General features: G+C 59.5%; 18 protein-coding genes and 1 tRNA gene. 18 read left to right on the top strand and 1 reads right to left on the bottom strand.

Annotated elements, in window-relative coordinates; translation table 11 throughout:
* Positions 1-23 precede the first annotated feature (23 nt).
* The 10 genes from AC1AX7_RS07925 (at position 24) to guaD (ending at position 11,711) form a co-directional block, all read left to right on the top strand.
* Positions 24-2,066: a right-handed parallel beta-helix repeat-containing protein gene (locus AC1AX7_RS07925; RefSeq protein ID WP_476509547.1), complete on the top strand. Its 2,043-nt coding sequence runs from the start codon at positions 24-26 to the stop codon at positions 2,064-2,066.
* Between the two features lies 1 nt (position 2,067).
* On the top strand, positions 2,068-3,207 hold the full coding sequence (locus AC1AX7_RS07920; protein WP_464343351.1) for a glycosyl hydrolase family 8: 1,140 nt from the start codon (positions 2,068-2,070) through the stop codon (positions 3,205-3,207).
* Positions 3,204-4,793: a glycoside hydrolase family 43 protein gene (locus AC1AX7_RS07915; protein WP_476509546.1), complete on the top strand. Its 1,590-nt coding sequence runs from the start codon at positions 3,204-3,206 to the stop codon at positions 4,791-4,793. Before AC1AX7_RS07920 ends, AC1AX7_RS07915 begins: the two co-directional genes overlap by 4 nt.
* Complete coding sequence (locus AC1AX7_RS07910) at positions 4,790-6,241, top strand: carboxylesterase/lipase family protein (RefSeq protein WP_476509598.1); 1,452 nt, start codon at positions 4,790-4,792, stop codon at positions 6,239-6,241. Before AC1AX7_RS07915 ends, AC1AX7_RS07910 begins: the two co-directional genes overlap by 4 nt.
* A 147-nt stretch (positions 6,242-6,388) precedes the next feature.
* Positions 6,389-7,600, top strand: a complete 1,212-nt coding sequence (locus AC1AX7_RS07905; protein ID WP_476509545.1) for an iron-containing alcohol dehydrogenase — start codon at positions 6,389-6,391, stop codon at positions 7,598-7,600.
* A 248-nt stretch (positions 7,601-7,848) separates the two neighbouring features.
* Positions 7,849-8,022, top strand: coding sequence for a hypothetical protein (locus AC1AX7_RS07900; protein WP_476509544.1), 174 nt, complete (start codon positions 7,849-7,851; stop codon positions 8,020-8,022).
* A 2-nt stretch (positions 8,023-8,024) separates the two neighbouring features.
* The gene (locus tag AC1AX7_RS07895) at positions 8,025-8,573 is read left to right on the top strand and encodes a Gfo/Idh/MocA family oxidoreductase (RefSeq protein WP_476509543.1); all 549 of its coding nucleotides are present in this window, start codon (positions 8,025-8,027) and stop codon (positions 8,571-8,573) included.
* Positions 8,574-8,666: 93 nt separating this feature from the next.
* Positions 8,667-9,611, top strand: coding sequence for a nucleoside hydrolase (locus tag AC1AX7_RS07890; RefSeq protein WP_476509542.1), 945 nt, complete (start codon positions 8,667-8,669; stop codon positions 9,609-9,611).
* A 74-nt stretch (positions 9,612-9,685) separates the two neighbouring features.
* Entirely contained in the window at positions 9,686-10,309 is a 624-nt protein-coding gene (locus AC1AX7_RS07885) for a sugar O-acetyltransferase (RefSeq protein ID WP_476509541.1), read from the top strand.
* A 19-nt stretch (positions 10,310-10,328) separates the two neighbouring features.
* Positions 10,329-11,711 (top strand): guanine deaminase, encoded by a 1,383-nt coding sequence (guaD, locus tag AC1AX7_RS07880; RefSeq protein WP_476509540.1) that lies wholly within the window; start codon positions 10,329-10,331, stop codon positions 11,709-11,711.
* 157 nt (positions 11,712-11,868) lie between these two features.
* Here the strand turns inward: guaD and AC1AX7_RS07875 are convergent, their stop codons facing one another.
* Positions 11,869-13,353 (bottom strand): xylulokinase, encoded by a 1,485-nt coding sequence (locus AC1AX7_RS07875; protein ID WP_476509539.1) that lies wholly within the window; start codon positions 13,351-13,353, stop codon positions 11,869-11,871.
* A 169-nt stretch (positions 13,354-13,522) separates the two neighbouring features.
* Here AC1AX7_RS07875 and AC1AX7_RS07870 point away from each other — a divergent pair, with 169 nt between their 5' ends.
* The 8 genes from AC1AX7_RS07870 (at position 13,523) to AC1AX7_RS07835 (ending at position 20,590) form a co-directional block, all read left to right on the top strand.
* The gene (locus AC1AX7_RS07870; RefSeq protein WP_476509538.1) at positions 13,523-14,749 is read left to right on the top strand and encodes an ROK family protein; all 1,227 of its coding nucleotides are present in this window, start codon (positions 13,523-13,525) and stop codon (positions 14,747-14,749) included.
* 250 nt (positions 14,750-14,999) lie between these two features.
* On the top strand, positions 15,000-15,638 hold the full coding sequence (locus AC1AX7_RS07865) for an ECF transporter S component (protein ID WP_476509537.1): 639 nt from the start codon (positions 15,000-15,002) through the stop codon (positions 15,636-15,638).
* Positions 15,639-15,709: 71 nt separating this feature from the next.
* Positions 15,710-15,786, top strand: a tRNA-Ile gene (locus tag AC1AX7_RS07860).
* Positions 15,787-15,948: 162 nt separating this feature from the next.
* A complete protein-coding gene (gene rpmE / locus AC1AX7_RS07855; RefSeq protein WP_476509536.1) occupies positions 15,949-16,161 on the top strand; it encodes a 50S ribosomal protein L31 in 213 nt (70 codons plus the stop codon).
* A 140-nt stretch (positions 16,162-16,301) separates the two neighbouring features.
* Positions 16,302-17,390 (top strand): peptide chain release factor 1, encoded by a 1,089-nt coding sequence (gene prfA, locus AC1AX7_RS07850; RefSeq protein WP_476509535.1) that lies wholly within the window; start codon positions 16,302-16,304, stop codon positions 17,388-17,390.
* 68 nt (positions 17,391-17,458) lie between these two features.
* On the top strand, positions 17,459-18,526 hold the full coding sequence (gene prmC / locus AC1AX7_RS07845; RefSeq protein ID WP_476509597.1) for a peptide chain release factor N(5)-glutamine methyltransferase: 1,068 nt from the start codon (positions 17,459-17,461) through the stop codon (positions 18,524-18,526).
* Between the two features lie 193 nt (positions 18,527-18,719).
* Entirely contained in the window at positions 18,720-19,382 is a 663-nt protein-coding gene (locus AC1AX7_RS07840; RefSeq protein ID WP_476509534.1) for an L-threonylcarbamoyladenylate synthase, read from the top strand.
* Positions 19,379-20,590: an MraY family glycosyltransferase gene (locus AC1AX7_RS07835; RefSeq protein WP_476509533.1), complete on the top strand. Its 1,212-nt coding sequence runs from the start codon at positions 19,379-19,381 to the stop codon at positions 20,588-20,590. The genes AC1AX7_RS07840 and AC1AX7_RS07835 overlap by 4 nt, the downstream gene beginning before the upstream one ends.
* Positions 20,591-20,686 lie beyond the last annotated feature (96 nt).

The raw sequence follows: 20,686 nt of genomic DNA, 5'->3' as shown, positions 1-20,686 counted from the left end.
ATATTGAAGAAGGAGATTCAACAATGACGTTTGAATACCATGTCAAACCAACCGGCAGCGATGCCGCGTGCGGCGACGCGGAGCATCCGTTCGCCACGATTTCCAAGGCCGCGCAGGTGGCTGCTCCGGGCGATACGGTGATCGTGCATGAAGGCGTATACCGCGAACAGGTTGATCCGAGGCACGGTGGTCTGAGCGAACATGAACGCATCACCTATTGCGGAGCCGAGGGCGAAGCTCGGCCGGTTATCAAAGGCTCGGAATGCGTGCAGGGCTGGACGGAATTGGCCGATCATCCGCATGTGTGGACGGTGACGCTTGACAACGCGATGTTCGGCGATTTCAATCCTTTCGCGACTGCGATTTTCGGTGACTGGCTGGAAATGCCCAAGTTCGGCAAGGAGCCGGACAAACATCTTGGTGATGTGTATCTCAACGGTGTCTCCTTCTTCGAATCGACGACGTTGGAAGGTGTATACGACCCGCGACCTCGTGACACGGATGAGGATTTCGCGTTGAAGATTCCCTGCCCTGTACCGGATGCGGACCGTACCCGTTATGCGTGGCATGCCGAAGTGGACGAGCGTGCCGGCACCACAACGATCTGGGCGAATTTCCAAGGTGCCGATCCGAATGCGGAACTGGTGGAAATCAGCGTTCGTCGTGCGTGCTTCTTCCCGTCCCGCAACCATGTCAACTACATCACTGTGCGCGGTTTCGAAATGGCGCAGGCCACCGGCGATTGGGCGCCGCCGACCTCGCAGCAGTGGGGTATGGTCGGTCCGAACTGGTCGTATGGCTGGATCATCGAAGACAATGTCCTGCATGACGCCAAATTCTCTGCGGTGTCGTTGGGCAAGGAAAACTCATCCGGCGACAACGAGTGGGCGAAAACCGAGCGCAAAACCGGTTACCAATACCAGTTGGAGGCTGTGTTCAAGGCCCGTCGCATCGGCTGGGAGAAGGGGCTGATCGGCGGTCATATCGTACGCAACAACGACATCTACGAGTGCGGCCAGAATGCCATCGTCGGTCATATGGGCAGCGCATTCTGCCGTATCGAGCACAATCACGTCCATCACATCGCGCTGAAGCGCGAATTCTTCGGATGGGAAGTCGCCGGCATCAAATTCCATGCCGCATTGGATACGGTCATTGCCAACAACAACATCCACGATTGCTCGCTGGGCATGTGGATGGATTGGCAGACACAGGGCACGCGCATCACTCGCAATGTGTTCCACAACAACGTGCGTGATCTGATGATTGAAGTGAGTCATGGGCCGTATCTGGTGGACAATAACGTTTTCGCTTCGCCGGTGATGTTCCAGAACTGGTCGCAAGGCGGTGCCTTCGTCAACAATCTGATCTGCGGCGCCATCGAACCACATACCGTCCCCGACCGTTCCACGCCGTATCACTATCCGCATACCACCGAGGTGGCCGGATGCGCAGTGGTGTCCGGCGGCGATGAGCGTTGGCTGAACAACATGTTCGCGCCGCAGCCGGTGAAGCCGGCCGTCGGTGAATATGGTTTGTCCGCTTACGGCGATTGCCCGATGTCGATGCATGAATACTTGGAACGTCAGCGGGCCATGTGGGCCGATCCTTCACAGGGCGGCGGCGAGCGAAATCCGTTGCAGTCGCTGTATGCTGGCGGCAACGTCTACTTGTCCGGTGCCCGGGGTCTGAGCAAGCAGGAAGGCATGGTCGACGATTCGGGTCGTATGCGGGAGGATGCCCCATTCTTCGGTGGCACCGCCTCTATGAGCGTTGCATGTGATGAGTCCATGCCGGTGACATTGGTCGAAGAAGCCGATGGACTGTACCTGCAGTGCGCTGTGCCGCAGGCCGTCGCCGATACCAGGATGCAGGTCGTCACCAGCGATATGCTCGGCGTGCCGCGCATCGTGGAAGAACGCTACGAACAGCCCGATGGCGGTGACTATGTGCTGGACACCGACTTGCTGGGGCAAGCCTTGACGGCAACGGAACGCAAGGCCGGTGCATTGAATGGCCTTGCCGCTGGAGAGAACCACATTCGAATCTGGAAATGGAACAACTGATATGACAAACACGGCCGATACCAACAAGACATTGGATAAATCCATGTTCGCACAATGCGGATATGCCCAGGACGACATCGACAAGCGCGTGGCGCAGGTCTGGCATGAGATCTTCGAAGGTCCGAACAAATTCTATTGGGAGAACGACGAAGGTCTTGCCTATGTGATGGACACCGGCAACAACGATGTGCGTACCGAAGGCATGAGCTATGCGATGATGATCGCCCTGCAATACGACCGTAAGGACGTATTCGACAAGCTGTGGGGCTGGGTAATGCGTCACATGTACATGGAGGAAGGTCACCATGCGCATTATTTCGCATGGTCGGTCGCGCCGGACGGTACGCCGAACTCGAACGGTCCGGCACCTGACGGCGAGGAATATTTCGCGATGGACCTGTTCCTCGCCTCCCGTCGCTGGGGTGATGGCGAGGATATCTACGAATATTCCGCATGGGGACGCGAGATCTTGAGATATTGCGTTCATAAGGGCGAACGATACGACGGCGAGCCCATGTGGAATCCCGACAACAAGCTCATCAAGTTCATTCCGGAGACCGAGTGGAGCGATCCGTCCTACCATCTGCCGCACTTCTATGAAGTATTCGCCGAAGAAGCTGACGAAGAAGACCGTCCATTTTGGCATGAGGCAGCCGCCGCAAGCCGTCGCTATCTGCAGGCGGCCTGCGACGAGCGGACCGGCATGAACGCTGAATACGCGGATTATGACGGAAAGCCGCATGTCGACGAGTCCAATCATTGGCATTTCTATTCTGACGCCTACCGTACTGCGGCGAATATCGGACTGGATGCAGCCTGGAACGGTCCGCAGGAAGTGCTGTGCGACCGCGTCGCCGCGCTGCAGCGATTCTTCCTGACCCACGACCGTACTAGCGTCTACGCCATCGACGGCACCGCCGTGGACGAGGTCGTGCTTCATCCGGTCGGATTCCTGGCCGCGACCGCGCAAGGCGCACTTGCGGCGGTGCATTCGGCCCAGCCCGACGCGGAACATAATGCCCGTGAATGGGTGCGCATGCTGTGGAATACGCCGATGCGAACCGGCACGCGTCGTTACTATGACAATTTCCTCTATGCTTTCGCCATGCTGGCGTTGAGCGGAAAGTATCGGTATGAATGATGATTACCTCAACTAATCCTATGGTCTACACGGATTTTCCTGATCCAGACATCATCCGGGTCGGGGACGTGTATTACATGGCCACTACGACTATGCATTTCACACCCGGGTGCGATATTCTGCGCAGCTATGACCTAGTGCATTGGGAATTCATTGCGCACGCATTGAATATCGTGGCGGATACCCCTGAAGAACGTTTGGAATGTGAAGGTGCCAACGCCTACGGTCGAGGCATGTGGGCGCCGTCACTGCGTTACCATCGGGGCACTTGGTATGTGTTGTTCGCCGCCAACGATACGCATGCCAGCTATCTGCTGACGGCGGACGATCCATGCGGCCCATGGCGAAAGCGTGAGCTTGACGGCTTCTATTACGACAGCGGACTGTTCTTTGATGACGATGATCGAGCCTATGTCGTACATGGGCAGTCGACATTGCGCATCACGGAGTTGAATCCTGAATTAAGCGGGCCGATGCCGGGTGGGCTCGACCGGGTCATCGTGCAGGACGATCCGCAGGCTGACCTTGGTTATGAGGGCAGTCACCTGTACAAGCATGATGGACGCTATTACGTCTTCACCTGTCACTTCCCGCAAGGCAAGGGCAAAACAGAAGCCTGCTTGATGGCCGAATCCTTGGATGGCGCTTTCGAAGTGCGTGAAATTATCGAAGACGACCTGTCCTTCCACGGTTACGGAGTCGCGCAAGGCGGTATGGTGGACACTCCGGACGGCGACTGGTATGCATTCATGATGCAGGACCGCGGCGGTGTGGGACGCGTGCCGATACTGATGCCGATGCGGTTCGGCGAGGACGGATTCCCCGTCGTCGGCGAGAACGGCAAAGTGCCGCAGTCGGTCAGCGTGCCGGCTGCAAGCTGTGCCGAACCTGTCACGCCCATCAACGGCAGCGAATTCATAGCCCGGTATAACGCCGAAGGCGGAGTCGATGCCAACTGTCTGCAGCCATACTGGCAGTTCAATCACATCTCACATAACGAATACTGGTCACTGACGGAACGTCCGGGAGCATTCCGTCTGCATTCCGGACGCATCAGCTCGAATCTCAATCATGCATGGAACACGCTGACGCAGCGCACGATGGGGCCTGTGACGGTGGCCGAAGTCACCGTCGACGCGTCGACATTGCATGATGGCGACTTCGCCGGATTGGCGGCGTTCCAAGGATGCTATTCCTACATCGCGCTTACGCGAAGGAACGGCCGCACGATGCTGACCGTCCAATACAAGCCGGCGAATGACGATTCCATCTTCTCCGATAATGATTGGGACAGTCCAGCCGTAACGGATGCGGAAATCATGGCGGATGCGGATTGCATGCGCCTGCGCGCGGTATATGATTTCACCGATTGCAAGGATGAAGTGACGTTCTTCTACCGCGATGCGGATACGCCGGAATCCGAATGGTGTCCATTGGGGACAGCGCACCGGATGGTCTTCAAAATGGATCATTTCACAGGTTGCCGTATCGGATTGTTCCTGTATTCGACAAAAGAGACCGGTGGAATCGCCGATTTTTACGACTTTGCGTATTCGACGCCGGATACGAAGGAAAGAGAGCAATGAAGCGACAGGTCATAGTGGCGCAAGGAACTGTCGAAGGCTTGGCGGCTGAAGATCAGGGCATCACCGTGTTCCGAGGGGTCCCGTTCGCCCAGCCTCCTGTCGGGGACTTGCGTTGGCGCGCACCGCAGCCGGCCCTGCCATGGGATGGTGTGCTGCAAGCCTTCGATTTCGGGCCTACCGCGATGCAGCCGACGCCGGGCGCCTCCGATGATTTCTATGATCGTGAATGGGGCACTGATCCGGCCGTGCCGATGAGCGAGGATTGCCTCTACCTGAATATTTGGACTCCGGCATTACGTGGATATGGCGCGGATAGCATGGTAGCCTCCGAAAAGCTGCCGGTCATGGTCTGGATCTATGGCGGAGCCTATCAATGCGGCGGCACATTTGAAAAGGAATTCGACGGCACACATCTCGCCGCGAACGGCGTCGTTGTGGTCAGTGTGGCCTATCGTCTGAATGCGTTTGGGTTTATGACGCACCCTTTGCTGCATGAGGAGGCCGTAAAACGCGGCGACGGCGAACCATATGCGAATTTTGGATTCCTGGATCAGCGTGCCGGAATCCAATGGGTGAAGGAAAACATCGCGAAGTTCGGCGGAGATCCGGAAAACATTACGGTTTTTGGCCAATCGGCCGGTGCCGCCAGCGTCTTGGCCCAGATCTGCTCGCCGATGAATCATGGCCTGTTTCAGAAAGCCATCATGCAATCCGGCGCAGGCCTAGGGTATTTCAATGCGCGGCAGGACACGCTGGAGCATGCGCAGGCCAACGGAATCCGTCTGTTCGAAGCATTGGGTGTCTCCACGCTGGAACAGGCCCGTGCAATCCCGGCCCGAACGGTATTGGAAGCCGCCGAATCCCTGCCGGTTCCGCCGGACAGCGGACGTGAAGGCGATTGGTCGATGATGGTCAACTGGGTGCCGTGCATTGACGGCTTGTTCCTGCCCGATCAGGAAGCCGAAATCATCGGGCGTGGCGACGCCAACGAAGTCGATGTAATGGTCGGTAATACGACGAACGAATTCATCGTTCCTCAAGCGGATGGCAGTCTTCAACATGTCGGGCAAATGGGCAATCTGGCGTTCATTCATGCGTGGACAACCGCATATGACAAAGCTCCCTACTACTACCATTTCGACGTTGATATGCCGGGAGACGATGCTGGAACCTTCCACTCATCCGACTTGTGGTTCTCCTTCGGCAGCCTTGCGAAATGCTGGCGTCCATTCGTTGGATGGCATTACGATCTGGCAAGGCGAATGGGCTTGTATTGGACCAATTTCGCCGCCAATGGCGATCCCAACGGAACGGACCGCGACGGAGCGCCGCTGCCCACATGGGGTCGTTGCGTCGGAGAGAAATGCCCTGCCATGCATTTGTGCCAAAAGCCGGGCATGCAGACGGATTGGCTCACCGAAACAGATCGAAAGGCATCTGGCCTGTGACGGCATACAGTTGATGTGTGAATACTGATGCATAGGCAGGGACGGTCTTTGCAGATCGTCCCTGCCGCATAATGGTTCGCCGGCAAACAGACAGGTCGCCCATCGTCGGCTGTACATCCTGAGAAAGCATTTGGTGAAAGGAACGTCATGCGCAATTTCATTTTCCACAATCCTGTGAAAATCTATTTCGGCAAAGGACAGGCTGCGAACATCGCACAGGAGGCCCGCAAATATGACGGTGCCGTGCTGATGGTGTACGGCGGTGGGTCGATCAAACGCAACGGCGCCTACGACGATGTGATGTCTGCATTGTCCGAAGCCGGCAGCAGAGTCGTGGAATTGCGTGGCGTCACGCCCAACCCGCGCCTTGACAAAGTGCTGGAAGGCGTGGAATTGGTGCGCCGCCATCATGTGGGCCTGGTACTTGCGGTCGGCGGCGGCTCGGCAATCGACTGCGCCAAGTTCATCTGTCTCGCCAGCGGCATCGGCGAAGACGAGGACGTCTGGGACGACTATATCGAAACCGGCAAGCCCGCGCCGGAACATCTGTTGCCGTTGGGCGTCGTATTGACCACCGCAGCCACCGGCTCCGAAATGGGCGACGCCGCGGTACTGACCAATTGGGAGCGCCATCGCAAACTCGGCTACACGTCCTTCCCGCTGACGCCGAAATTCTCCGTACTTGATCCCAGCTATCTGATGACGCTGCCGGATGTTCAAACCACATACGGTTTCGTCGACATGTTCTGTCACACCTGCGAACAGTATCTGTCGCTGCCCAGCGACGACAACCTGTCCGACGAAATGGCCGAAGCCATCCAGCGCCATATCCTGCGCTCGTGGCGAGACTGCCAGCGTGATCCGAAGGATTATCGCGCGCGCAGCAACGCGATGTGGGATTCCACGTTGGCGTTGAACCGTCTGATCTCCCGCGGCAAGGAAGAGGATTGGGTGACGCATGGCATCGAGCACGCGATCAGCGCCTACTATGACGTCGCGCACGGGGCCGGTCTGGCCGTCGTGCACCCGCATTGGATGAAGTATGTGTATCGTTTCTGCCCTGAATCCACTGCTCGCTTCGCCCGTTGGGCAGTGAACGTATGGGGCGTTGATGCCACCGGCAAGAGCGAACAGGTCATTGCCGAGGAAGGCATTGAACGGTATTCCGATTTCCTCGCTCGCGTAGGAGCGCCGCGCACCTTTGCCGAAATCGGTGTGCCCGCCGACGGTGAGGACTTTGATGCGGTGCTCGACAGGCTTGCCGACCATGCCGGCAACGCCGGCGGTTCCTATCGTGCGATTACACGTGATGACGCCCGTGCCATCCTCGCCGACTGCGTCGCTCCCGTGACCTTCTGAGCCGGCTTGCGTCTTTGGAATTTGAAAGGAACGCTGATATGACAGTTGCAAAGGCGTTTACGTGCCGTTGCCGGAGAAACGCGGGGCATTCGTGTGAACGCCGTCGGCCCGGTACTGACTGATACCGACGGTTTTGTGAATTCATCGTCGATCGCGGCTTTCTCGCCTCGCGACATTGCTTGACTTGAATCGGATTCGTTGCCGTGCGTTTCCCGCGGGAAACGCACGGTCTTTTTCAAGGAGGAGATATGAACGAACCGTATCGTATTGCCATCATCGGTGACGGATGGCGGAGTCGTTTCTTTTGCCGTGTGGCACGGTCGATACCGGACAGATTGAAAGTGGCGCTTGTCGTCGGTAAACATGATGATGCGATGCGGCGCATCCAGCAGGAATACCAGGTGCCGGCCTGTTCGGACTGACAATGCTGGATTCGTATAAAACGGATTTCGTGGCTGTTGCGGTATCATGGCCGGCAGCCCCGACGGCGGTCTGCGACTTGGTCGATGCCGGCCATCATGTCTATTGCGAAACGCCTCCGGCGCCGGATCTGGATGGATTGCGTGCGATATGGCAGCGTCTTTCGGATCGTGCTGATATGGTGCAGGTCGGCGAACAGTATTATCGAATGCCAGGGCACGCCGCCCGTCTGAATATGTTGCGTTCCGGCGCGCTCGGCCAGGTGAATTGCGTTGAGGTCGCTTCGACGCATCTGTATCATGCGGTGGCGCTGATGCGCGACTATATGGATATTGGTTTGAAGACGGTTGCCGTTAATGCGCGTTCGTTTACCGCACCGATGGTTGACCCGCTGCGCTTTGACGGATGGATTGCCGATCTCAAACCGGAGCCTCACACATCCACGGTCGCGACATTGGATTTCGGCGATGGCCGATATGGTCTATACGATTTTGTTGACAACCAGTGGTGGAATCCTTTGTTGGCAAGGCGCATCGTCGCGCACTGGACATGACGTGACGGTCGCCGATGAACCCTGGATGCAACAGTAGGATATTCATGCATTCATATTGAAAACCTCAATGCAACATAGTAACAAAGGAACCGCATGACCCGCCAAAAACTGATTATCGACACTGACTGTGGATCGGATGACGCCGTGGCCATCGCCATGGCGTTGAACGACCCGAATTATGAAATCCTCATGTTTTCAACGGTTTCAGGCAATGTGCATGTCGATCAGGCGACGGTGAATACGCTTACCACGATTGAATACGCGGGCACGTATGAGCCGCCGGTATACCGTGGCAGCGAATGCATGCTGCTTAACGACCTGTCATACGCGTACGAAACGCATGGCGGCGATGGTATGGGGGATATCGGTTTCAAGCCGCGTCGTTTGCATGCGGCGGATGGCAATGGCGTTATCAAATTAATCGAAACATTGCGTTCGCATGAGAATCAGTCGATTGACATTATTGCATTGGGACCGTTGACCAATATCGCATTGGCGTTGCGCGTCGATCCGCAGGCGGTGCGTCGCGCGCGGCGCATCGTGATCATGGGCAGTGCCGGATTGGGGCGAGGCAATGCGTCGCCGGTGGCGGAATTCAATATTTGGCAGGATGCGGAAGCAGCGAAAATCGTGGTGGAAGCCGGATTACAGGATGTCACATTCGTCGGCTGGGACGCCTGCTTGGGTGATTGCATGCTGACGAAGGCCGATATTGAACGTATCCGCGAAAGCGGTGATCTGGGGCGGTTCGCGATGGATTGCAATAAGGATTTGCTGGCGTTGAATCGCGAGCGTTTCCATGATGAATGCCTTGACATGGCCGATCCCGCTGCGATGTCGGCGGCATTGCATCCGCAATGCGTCGCCGATTGCAAACGCTACTATTGCCAGGTCGATACGTCGCAAGGGCCAAGCTATGGCGCGATGCTGGTTGATGTGAACAATGTGTTGGGCCGTGAGCCGAACGTGTCCGTGTGCAGTCGTCTACATGCGGCGGAATACAAGGATTATGTGTTCCGCGCTTTACATGCCGACTGATTGAACATGGCCGGAGACGGGTATGGTTTAAGCAGTGAACTAAGTGATGTTCAAATAATCGGAAAGGTGAAAACATGACCGCAGATCTTCGGGAATTGTTGGACGCTGACGAAGACGTCCGTCGTCTGTTCGAAGGGCGACCCATGCAATACCGCAAGTCGAAATCCTTGCCGGGGCTGACTTGGGAAGCGCAGTCCACATGTACGAAAATCAATCAGATTTTCTTTGAAAATCAGGAAGAAGCCATGCGACTGTTCCATGAGCTTGTTCCGGAAGCCGGAGAAGGTGTGGAATTCCGTCCGCCGATCAATCTGGACTACGGCATCGGCCTCGCCATCGGCGACCACACCTTCATCAACAAGGATTTCCTGATCGTCGGAGGCGGTCGCGTCATCATCGGCAAGAACTGCCTTATCGGTCCGCGCTGCTCCATCGCAACCCCCAACCATGCCCTGGATGCCGCAACGAGATTGGACGGCTGGGAACACACCGCTCCCGTTGTCATCGGCGATAACGTATGGTTCGGCACCAACGTCACCATCTGCCCGGGCGTTACCGTCGGAGACAATTCGATCATCGGTGCGGGTTCCGTAGTGGTCAAGGACATCCCGGCCAATTCCATCGCGGTCGGAAACCCGTGCCGGGTGATTCGCGAACTGCCGGATTGCGACCCGGCCTTTGCTGAAGTCGAAGCCTGAAATATGGCATAGTGGAAGAATGAGCACGATTACTGACATTTCCGCCCGTATGAGCCATGCGGTCGAGGGCCCGGCCTTCGCCAGCGCGGATGAAAACACCGTGGAATTCCGACCGCAGGCCCTGTATATCATCGACGACTCCGGCATCATCGCCGACATCTTCACCCCGGACGATTCGCGATATTTCGCGCTTCGCGGCGAAGCCGCGCGGCTGGGGCGCCTGACCTCGCTGGCCGAAGGCCAGTATCTGCTGCCGGGGTTCAGCGATCTTCATGTGCATGCCCCGCAATGGGTGCAGGATGGCACCGCTCTTGACGAGCCGTTGGAACGCTGGCTGGGCAAATACACATTCCCGACGGAATCGCGTTTTGCGGACAAGTCCTTCGCTGACAGGGCACACGCGCATCTCGTCGATGCGCTGCTCGCCCGCGGCACCACAAGCGTGCTGTATTTCGACACCATCCACCGCGAATCGGCGGTCGGACTGGCGAAAATCTGCGCCGACAAAGGCCAGCGCGCCTTCGTCGGCAAAGTCGTCATGGACGATCCGCAAGCCAGCCCCGACTACTATCGCGAAACCACCGACGAAGCGCTTGCCGACACCGAAGCGTTCGTCAACGACGTCGATGGCGTGCGGTGCGCTCAAGGCGTGCATCCGGTGGTAACGCCGCGTTTCGTGCCCAGCTGCACCGATCGTGCCTTGGAGGGCTTGGGCGAGATTGCCGCGAAATACCATTCGTACGTGCAGTCGCATTGCTCGGAAAGCGATTGGGAACACGGCGAGGCGATGCGTCGATACGGACGCAGCGATACTGAAGCCTTGGACACGTTCGGTCTGCTCACCGATCGCACGGTCATGCATCACTGCGTGTTCCTTTCCGAATCCGATGCCGACCTGTTCGCACGTCGGGGCGCTGCCGTCGCACACTGCCCGCTGTCGAACGCCTACTTCGGCGATGCGGTCGCCCCGATTCGCCGATATCGTTCGCAAGGCGTCACCGTCGGCCTCGGCACCGACATCTCCGGCGGATACGATCCGAGCATCTATTCCATGATCCGTATGGCCGCCATCTCCTCGCGCGCATTGATGCACGGCGTGAACCCCGCAATGCCTGCCGCAAGCAGAGGTGTCCCGGGCAGCATGATAACGCTTGACCAGGCGTTCTGGCTGGCCACGGTCGGCGGCGCGAGCGCGCTGCATGTCAACGCCGGCGCACTGCGGCCGGGCGAAGTGTGGGACGCCCAGCTGATTGATGTACACGCCCCCGGCAACGATCTTCCGGTCTTTGATGCCGACGAAGATCCCCGCGACGTTTTCCAGAAGATCATCAACCTGTCCACTCCGGCCAACATTCATGCTGTGTGGGTGCAGGGCATGCTTGTGCACGGCTCCGTCGCATAACAACGAATCGGTTGCGGATATACGCAAAGGCGGTGGCGGCTCCCGGCGCCAGGGAGCCGCCACCGCCTGTTTTCATGGTATTGCGATGTTTCCGACGCTACGCGTCGGGGGTATCGAATCACCGACCGGCCGCTGGGGTCCGGAAATCCGGCGGGCCTCAGCCGCGGGCCTTCGCATAGGCCGCATATACGGCCGGCATCGGCTCTCCGGTCTCCACGCCGTCGATGGTGAGCTTCCATGCCGGCGGCTCGGCCTCGCCGGACAGCACCCAGGCCGCCTGGCGGGCGGCGCCGATGGCCACATACTCGTCGGTGGCCGGTCGGGTCACATCCATGCCGAAAATGCCCGGTGCCAGCGTGCGGATGGCTTCGGATTTCGCACCGCCGCCGATCAGCAGAATACGGTCGATCGAAGCTCCCAGCGAGCGGATCAGTTCGAGGCAGTCGCGCTGCGAGCACAGCAGGCCTTCGACGAATGCGCGGGCCAGGTTCTCCTTGGTCGTGTTCTTCAAGGTCAGACCGGTCAGGGACGCGGTCGCGTCCGGACGGTTCGGCGTGCGTTCGCCGTCGAAATACGGGACCAGCGTGATGCCGCCGGCACCGGGCTCGGAAGCGAATGCCAGGGACGCGAGTTCGTCATAGTCGACACCGAGGGCTGAGCGGCCGGCGTCGAGAATGCGCGATCCGTTGATGGTGCAGGCCAGCGGCAGGTAGTGGCCGGTGCAGTCGGCGAATCCGGAGACGGCACCGGTCGGATCATAGGTCGGGTTTTCGGAAATGGCCGCCGCAACGCCGGAGGTGCCCAGCGACACGGACACGTCGCCGATGCCCATGCCCAGTCCGAGGGAGGCCATTGCGTTGTCTCCGCCGCCCGGGGCGATGATGCAGCCGCCTTCGATATCCTTGCCGGCGATGTCGGGGGAGGCTTTGACCGCTGCGGCTTCGCGCGGGCCGAGCACGGTCGGCAGGATCACATCATGGCGGCCCAATGCCATGTCGATCAGGTCGTAACGGTATTCGTCGGATGCGGCGTCGAAATAGATGGTGCCGGAAGCGTCGGAACGATCGGTGAACAGCGCATCCAGATGGGCGTCTTCGCCCTCTTCGACCGGGCCGTAGCCGGCGATGCGCCAGCTCAGCCAATCGTGCGGCAGGCAGACCGCGGCGATTTTCGCGGCGTTTTCGGGCTCATTGTCGGCGACCCATTTGAGCTTGGTGAGCGTGTAGGAAGCGACGGGGGAGGAGCCGACGGCTTTGACCCAACGCTGCTTGCCGCGTGCGACGACGTCTTCCGGTTCGCCTTCCTGGGCCGGTGCGGCGCCGAGCTCTTCGATCAGCGCGGCCGCCTGCGGTGCGGAGCTGGTGTCGTTCCACAGCATCGCATCGCGGATCACGCGGCCCTGCTTGTCGAGAATGACCATGCCGTGCTGCTGGCCGCCGACCGCGAGGGCCGCGACGTCGTCAAGACCGCCCGCCTGCTCGGCGGCTTCCTGGAATGCGGTCCACCAGTAGTCGGGATTGATGGACGTGCCGTCCGGATGCTTTGCCTGTCCGAAGCGCACCAGTTCGCCGGTTTCGGCGTCGGTGACGCGTACCTTGCAGGATTGGGTGGATGTATCGATGCCGGCCACCAGAGTTGTCATTGTGCCTCCTTGCGCGCAATGTTCCGTCGCACGCACAGCGGCGTGGCGTGCGGCAATAGTTAGATGAATGAACTATGATATTCAGTGTAGCATTGTTCTTGATTTTTGAAAAATACGGAATGATGCGGCAGTGCAATGATGCATCGAAATGGTAGGGGGATGATGGGCGATGCCTTCGCTACGAAGAATCAATCAGGATGATTTGCGCAACCATAATCTTTCCGTAGTGCTTGATACGTTGCTGCGCACCACCGATCAGCTGAGCCGCGCCGATCTGGCGAAACGCACGGGCCTGACCAAGGCGACGATGTCGCTGCTGGTGTCGCTGCTGATGGACGACGGCATCCTATGCGAGGGCGAGCCGGTGGCGCAGCCGGCATACGGTCGTCCGAGCACGCCGCTGTGCATACGGGGAGGCCGCCTGTGTGGTCTCGGTCTGCAGATCAACACCGATGGCTTCGGCGTCATCGCTTTGGATTTGGACGGGTCCATCGCCGACGGCGAATGGACCGATGCCGACATGTCGAATGCCGACGCGGATGAGATCTTCGCCCAGCTCGATGCCATGTCGATGCGGCTGGAGCGGCGGCTTACGGAAGCAGGATATACGATAACCGGTGCGGCATTGGCGTTGCCTGGATTGGTCACCGACGACATGCAGCTGATCGTGGCGCGTAATCTGGGCTGGGAGCAGCTGGACCTGGCCAAATTCGACGTGGTGCGCAGACTTGACGTCCAGGCCGGCAACGAAGCGAATATGGCCGCCTTGGCGCAGATTCCAGGCTACGCATCGCAACGTCTCGACGACGGACTGGTCGGTCCGTCCGATTCGTTTATCTATATGTCGACCGATATCGGCATCGGCGGTGCGATCGTGCGCGACGGGCAGGTCGTCGTCGGAGACCACGGTTTCGGCGGTGAAATCGGCCATATGTCGGTTGAGATGCGAGGTCCCGTATGCCGTTGCGGCCGCAGGGGATGCCTGGAGACCTACGCGGGCCGTCGCGCGATGGTCGAAGCCGCGGGAATCGCCAGCGGCAGCGCCGCAGCCAATCGAAAATGCCTGAACGAACTGACCGAACGCTGGCATCAAGGAGACGCAACGGTCGTCGCGGTGGTGGATCGCGCCATCGAAGCCATGGCGTCGGTGATCGTGACCATGGTCAATCTCAGCGACATCGATACGGTGATTTTGGGTGGCCTATGGGCGCATTTCGACGACGGTCTGGTGGCCCGTCTGGAACGGATGACTCGCCCGCAGGTGCTGGGCAGCTCGCGCGTGCAGGTGCGCGTGCTGATTTCCGACGTCAACGACAGGCCGGCACTGCTCGGTGCCGCGCAGGTCGGATTGCGCCGCTTCGTGGACAATCCGTTGCGATTCATGCAGCAGGATTGATGATGCGATTGCGCGCTTGCCGGATTGACGACGGAATCGATGATGGAACCGATGACGCGGTCACTGACATATCGGTTGCCTGAATCGTTCCCCGATATCGCATCGGAGCCGCTGCGCCTTCACGGGACGCCGCCTCTACGTGGCGGCTGCTACAGTTGCCGGTGACGTTCCCGCCCGTGCCGCGCAGGTCAAGGAACGTCTGCGACATGCATCCACAGTGCGCGGCCACATGAATATCGGGAGCCTTCGCATGGTCCAACACAATCGCACATCATCCGTACCCTCATCCCTGCAATCGCCGCGACTGCGTTGGCGGCCCGCCGATATCGCCGTAGCGGCCGCCTTGGGCGTCGCCTGCGGCGTGGTGTTTTGGGGATTCAATTTCGCGTATTCGTCATTGTCGCCGATTTTGGGCGCAATATTGCCCGGCCTTGCCAGCATTCTGCACGCGGTCTGGTATTTTTCCGGCACGTTGGCGATGCTGATCATCCGCAAGCCCGGGGCCGGCGTATTCGTCAATATCGTCGGCGCCTCCGCCGAAATGCTGATAGGCAACCAATTCTCAATCAGCTTCGTTTTCGTTTCCGCCATACTGCAGGGACTGTTCGCGGAGATTCCTTTCGCACTGACAAGATATCGCCGCTTCAATATGCTGCTGGCGATCGCGTCGGGCGCGCTGACCGCAGTCGAATACGGCTTCTATCTGCTGCTGTTCCGCTATCAGGGCGTCTCTCTGTTCAGTCCGCGCGGCACCATCCACATGATTTGCGAAATCCTCGGCGGCGTCATCATCGCCGGCGTGATGAGCTGGCATCTGTATGTCGCCATCGCCAAAACCGGTGCGCTCGACCGCCTCGCCTCCGGGCGGGCGTTCCGCAAAACCATATGACAACATCGTGTATGGCGAATCGGCGGAACATCTGCTATTATCTGTGACCGTCGGTTTTCATATCGACGGTCGGGGGTGTAGCTCAGTCGGTTAGAGCATCGGACTCATAATCCGCCGGTCCACAGTTCAAGCCTGTGCGCCCCCACCATTTTCAAACGTCGTCACCCAGCCGGTGGCGGCGTTTTTCCGATTCCGAATCCTTTCGGCGTGTCTGAAAATCCGGATGGGGGAGTACAATTTCGAAAGTTCCGGTTCACGCCTGCCATCGGGGCATGGCGACCCGGGTCACCTGAATCTTTAGGAGACAATTATGCAGCAGGGTATCCATCCTGATTACCATGCCGTTCGAGTGACCTGCTCCTGCGGCAACACCTTCGTCACCCGCTCCACCTACAAGGGTGAAGCCATGACGGCCGATGTGTGCTCCCAGTGCCATCCGTTCTACACCGGCAAGCAGAAGATCCTCGACACCGGTGGTCGTGTGGCCCGCTTCGAGAAGCGCTACGGCAAGAAGGCTAAGTAGCTTTCCCAACGCCAGTCCATCGCAAGGCAGGCGTCGCTTCGGCGACCCCGTCAGACCTCGCGGGACTGGCGTTTTTGTATATTCCCGACATTCATCGAATACATCCGAACATTGCCGCGACAGCGGAAAGGAACATCAGCATGGCAGACGAGCAATTCCCCGCAGCCGCGACGGCATTGGAGGAATACACCAGCATCGAGCGACAGATGGCCGAGCCGGACGTCGCGTCCAATCCCGACAAAATGCGCAAACTGGGCCGCCGCCACGCGGAACTCGGCTCCATCGTCTCCGCATACAACACGTATCGTCAGGTGTGCGACGATTTGGAGGCCGCCAAGGAAATGGCTTCCGAAGATCCCGATTTCGCCGAAGAGGCGAAGCGTCTTGAAGCCCGTCTGCCCGAAGTCACGGAAAAGCTGCGTACCGCGCTGATTCCGCGAGATCCCGACGATGCGCGCGACACCATCATGGAGATCAAGGCCGGCACCGGTGGCGAAGAGGCCGCATTGTTCGCCGGCGACCTGCTGCGCATGTACATGCGTTATGCGGAAAAGCGCGGCTGGACCACCGTCATTCAGAACGAGAACACCACCGAATTGGGGGGCGTCAAGGATGTGCAGCTGGCCATCCGCGCCAAGGGCACGCCCGCTCCGGAAGACGGCGTGTGGGCGTCGCTGAAATACGAGGGCGGCGTGCACCGCGTGCAGCGTATCCCCGTCACCGAATCGCAGGGGCGTATCCAGACCTCCGCTGCGGGCGTCATCGTATTCCCCGAAGCCGATGAGGACGACGACGAGATCGAAATCGATCCGAAGGATCTGAAGATCGACATCTTCATGAGCTCCGGTCCGGGCGGCCAGTCCGTGAACACCACGTATTCCGCGGTGCGTATGACGCATATTCCGACCGGCATCGTCGTGAGCATGCAGGATGAGAAGTCGCAGATTCAGAATCGTGCGGCGGCGTTGCGCGTGCTGAAGTCGCGTCTTCTGGCGATGAAGCATGAGCAGGAGGCCGCCGAGGCCGCCGACATGCGTCATTCGCAGGTGCGTTCGCTGGACCGTTCCGAGCGCATCCGCACCTACAATTTCCCGGAGAACCGCATCGTCGACCATCGCACGAACTACAAGGCCTACAATCTGGATGCCGTGCTCGACGGCGACCTGCAGGCCGTCATCGACTCCGATATCCAAGCCGATGAGGCGGAACGTCTCGCCAACCAGAAGTAGTCGCGTTCGCCATGACCGCCGCTGAAATCGCAGCAGACGCCGCCGGACGATATTCTGCGCACAATACCATGCGGGATGTCGCGTCGGACGCAACGCAAGACGTCGCCGAACTGGTGCGCCGCAGCGCGACGACATTGCGGGATGCGGGCATCGATACGCCGCGGCATGACGCCAAATTGCTGCTTGCCGCGGCCTTCGGCTGCGAATTGCGCGACATCGACAAGGCGATGCTGATGCGCGACGACGTTTCGGCATTGGCGGGCGCCGCGATCGGTGCGGCGAATGCCGGCCGTGCGGTCGGCGATGCCGCTGATGATGCAGTACAAGATGATGCCGGTGATATGGCGAAAGACGATACGGTTGACGACATCGCCGCTGCATTGCGTCGTTTCGACGATATGATCGCGCGTCGCACCTCGCGTGAGCCGCTGCAGCATATAACGGGCCACGCGCCGTTCCGATGGCTGGATCTTCGGGTCGGTCCGGGCGTTTTCATTCCTCGTCCGGAAACCGAAACCGTGGTGCAGGCGGGATTGGATTGGCTGTCCTCGCAACCTCAGCCTGATCGTACCGAAAACGGGCAGGTCCGGCATGGCCCGCGCGTGGTCGACCTATGCGCAGGCAGCGGCGCCATCGGATTGTCGGTCGTCACCGAAGTCGCGAACAGTGAAGTGTGGGCCGTTGAACTGTCGCAGGAAACCGCGCAATGGACGGACCTCAACCGATGCAACACATTGCAGACGGAACCGGACCGCTCACGCTACCATCTGATCGTCGGCGACGCCACATCACCGCAAACCCTGCGCGAATTGGACGGCGGCATCGACCTGGTCGTCACCAATCCGCCGTATGTGCCGCTCAACGATATTCCCGAACAGCCGGAAGTGCGCGACCATGACCCCGAACTGGCGTTGTATGGCGGTTCGCCGGACGGCATGCTGATTCCCGAACGCATCATCGACCGCGCATACAAGCTGCTGCGGGAAGGCGGCGCGCTCGTCATGGAGCATGACGTCACCCAAGGCGACGGCCTCGTCCGATACGCAAGGCGGCGCGGCTTCGTCGACGCCCATACCGGCGATGATCTGACAGGGCGCCCGCGCTACCTGTTCGCCTGCAAGGCAATCGGCTCATGATCCGCGCGATCGCGGTATATACAAGGTGTGGCCATATCTCGTGAACATTATGCGCAGCCATCGCATATGCCTATCGCATGCGGCCACGGCGCGGCGGCGGCATGCGGATATGCGGCCGCCGTGATTTTCGGCGTGGCGACCGGCGTCTGGGCGCAATGATGCAATAGTAGGCTATGTATATAAAGGAGGAAGCATGAGTCTGGTACAAGCCATTGACGACGATTCCCTCGCCCAAGCCAAGGCAATCATCCGGGACGGCGGCCTGATCGTCATCCCGACCGACACCGTGTACGGCATCTGCTGCGATCCGCGCAACATCGACGCGATCCGCAGCATCTACGAAGCGAAACATCGTCCGAAATTCAAATCATTGCAGGTTCTTCTCGCCTCCGTCGACGATCTGGAAGGACTCCGGCTCGACCTGCCGGTCCCGTTGAATCGTCTCGCGGCGCAATTCCTCCCCGGCGCATTCTCGCCGATCGCCGTCGCCCGCGAAAACTGCTCGCTGGCCACATTGCATCGCGATCCGAACGGCGGCGAGGCCACACAAGGCGTCCGCATTCCGAATTCCGCCGCATGCCTGCGCATACTGCGCGCAACCGGCCCGTTGGCGGCGTCCAGCGCCAACCTTTCCGGCAATGAAAGCGCGCAGACCGTCGAAGAGGCGGTGGCCGCCTTCGGCGACGCCGTCGATCTGTATCTGGACGGCGGGCCGACGCAAGGCCATGTCGCCAGCACCGTCGTCGCGGCGAATCCGCTCGCGCGCGACGGCATCGAGATCCTGCGCGAAGGAATGATCCGCGAATCCGTCATCCGCAAAGCCCTGACCATGAACGGCGGTGCACTCGGCGCATGAGAGTCTACCTATTCATTGCCGCGATCGCAGGCGGCGCCACCTATCTGATCACCCCGCTGATCCGCCATCTGGCCATCCATATCGGAGCGGTCGGCAAAGTGCGCGCACGCGACGTGCATACGATTCCGACGCCGCGCATGGGCGGTCTCGGCATGCTGATCGGATTCACCGTCGCCATGCTGTTCGCCTGCCGCATCCCATTCATACAAGGCCTGTTCACCGACACGTACCAGGCGTGGGTGATTCTTGCCGGCGCCATCATGATCTGCCTGCTCGGCATGGCCGATGACCTGTGGGATCTCGATTGGATGCTGAAAATGGCGGGGCAGCTGCTGATCTCGGTATTCGTCGCGTGGGGCGGCCTGCAGATCATCTCCTTGCCGTTGGGGTCGCTTGTGGCGGCGTCGCCCAGCATTTCCATCACGATCACGGCGTTTTTGATCGTCGCTTCGATCAACGCCGTCAATTTTGTGGATGGTCTTGACGGTCTGGCATCAGGCATCGTCGCGATCGGCGGTATCGCGTTCGCGATCTATTCGTATATCATCGCCCGCAATTCGCCGTCATACGCGTCGATGGCGACGCTGATCGACATTGCGATGGTCGGCATGTGCGTCGGATTCATTCTGCACAACTGGCATCCCGCGAAACTGTTCATGGGTGATTCCGGCTCGATGCTGCTGGGATATCTGATTACCTGCGCGTCGATCGTGATGACGGGACGCTTGGATCCGGCCTCCATCCATGCCAGCATCTACCTGCCGGTGTTCATGCCGATCCTGCTGCCGATCCTGGTGCTGTTCCTGCCTGTGCTGGACATGTGCATGGCGATCGTGCGGCGCGTGCGCAAAGGCCAGTCGCCGATGCATCCGGACCGTATGCACCTGCATCACCGCATGCTGCGCATCGGCCATTCGGTGCGCGGGGCGGTGCTGATCCTGTGGGGATGGGCGGCTTTGATCGCATTCGGGTCGATCATGGTGCTGTTCTTCGAAATCCAATATGTCGCCATCGGATTCGTTGTCGCGGCGGCGCTGCTTGCCGCGGCGACGATGTATCCGTATCTGCGGCGTCGGCTGCCGGAAATCCGTGAGGAAAACGCGATGCTGGAAGCGGCGAAGCATGCGAACGATCCCGCTGCGGAATCAGCGGGAAAAGCGTCTGCGAAGTCGTCCGCGAAATCCGTCGGAAAAACGGCGGACAAGTGATAAGCGGATGACGGACAGGCCGGAAACGTCAGCATCGTCGGTGTGATGTTCCCCGCGTATCCGAGTGGCGATATGCGACACGACGGCCATAGCATT

Source organism: Bifidobacterium sp. LH_449 (assembly GCF_056356755.1).
The sequence above is the reverse complement of the archived record's forward strand: the minus strand, read 5'-3'. Positions and strand labels throughout refer to the sequence as shown.

Bases quoted from the DNA above. Each gene is read 5' to 3' on its own strand.
- AC1AX7_RS07925 (WP_476509547.1), top strand. From the start codon at position 24: ATGACGTTTGAATACCATGTCAAACCAACCGGCAGCGATGCCGCGTGC.
- AC1AX7_RS07920 (WP_464343351.1), top strand. From the start codon at position 2,068: ATGACAAACACGGCCGATACCAACAAGACATTGGATAAATCCATGTTC.
- AC1AX7_RS07915 (WP_476509546.1), top strand. From the start codon at position 3,204: ATGATGATTACCTCAACTAATCCTATGGTCTACACGGATTTTCCTGAT.
- AC1AX7_RS07910 (WP_476509598.1), top strand. From the start codon at position 4,790: ATGAAGCGACAGGTCATAGTGGCGCAAGGAACTGTCGAAGGCTTGGCG.
- AC1AX7_RS07905 (WP_476509545.1), top strand. From the start codon at position 6,389: ATGCGCAATTTCATTTTCCACAATCCTGTGAAAATCTATTTCGGCAAA.
- AC1AX7_RS07900 (WP_476509544.1), top strand. From the start codon at position 7,849: ATGAACGAACCGTATCGTATTGCCATCATCGGTGACGGATGGCGGAGT.
- AC1AX7_RS07895 (WP_476509543.1), top strand. From the start codon at position 8,025: ATGCTGGATTCGTATAAAACGGATTTCGTGGCTGTTGCGGTATCATGG.
- AC1AX7_RS07890 (WP_476509542.1), top strand. From the start codon at position 8,667: ATGACCCGCCAAAAACTGATTATCGACACTGACTGTGGATCGGATGAC.
- AC1AX7_RS07885 (WP_476509541.1), top strand. From the start codon at position 9,686: ATGACCGCAGATCTTCGGGAATTGTTGGACGCTGACGAAGACGTCCGT.
- guaD (WP_476509540.1), top strand. From the start codon at position 10,329: ATGAGCACGATTACTGACATTTCCGCCCGTATGAGCCATGCGGTCGAG.
- AC1AX7_RS07875 (WP_476509539.1), bottom strand. From the start codon at position 13,353: ATGACAACTCTGGTGGCCGGCATCGATACATCCACCCAATCCTGCAAG.
- AC1AX7_RS07870 (WP_476509538.1), top strand. From the start codon at position 13,523: ATGCCTTCGCTACGAAGAATCAATCAGGATGATTTGCGCAACCATAAT.
- AC1AX7_RS07865 (WP_476509537.1), top strand. From the start codon at position 15,000: ATGGTCCAACACAATCGCACATCATCCGTACCCTCATCCCTGCAATCG.
- rpmE (WP_476509536.1), top strand. From the start codon at position 15,949: ATGCAGCAGGGTATCCATCCTGATTACCATGCCGTTCGAGTGACCTGC.
- prfA (WP_476509535.1), top strand. From the start codon at position 16,302: ATGGCAGACGAGCAATTCCCCGCAGCCGCGACGGCATTGGAGGAATAC.
- prmC (WP_476509597.1), top strand. From the start codon at position 17,459: ATGCGGGATGTCGCGTCGGACGCAACGCAAGACGTCGCCGAACTGGTG.
- AC1AX7_RS07840 (WP_476509534.1), top strand. From the start codon at position 18,720: ATGAGTCTGGTACAAGCCATTGACGACGATTCCCTCGCCCAAGCCAAG.
- AC1AX7_RS07835 (WP_476509533.1), top strand. From the start codon at position 19,379: ATGAGAGTCTACCTATTCATTGCCGCGATCGCAGGCGGCGCCACCTAT.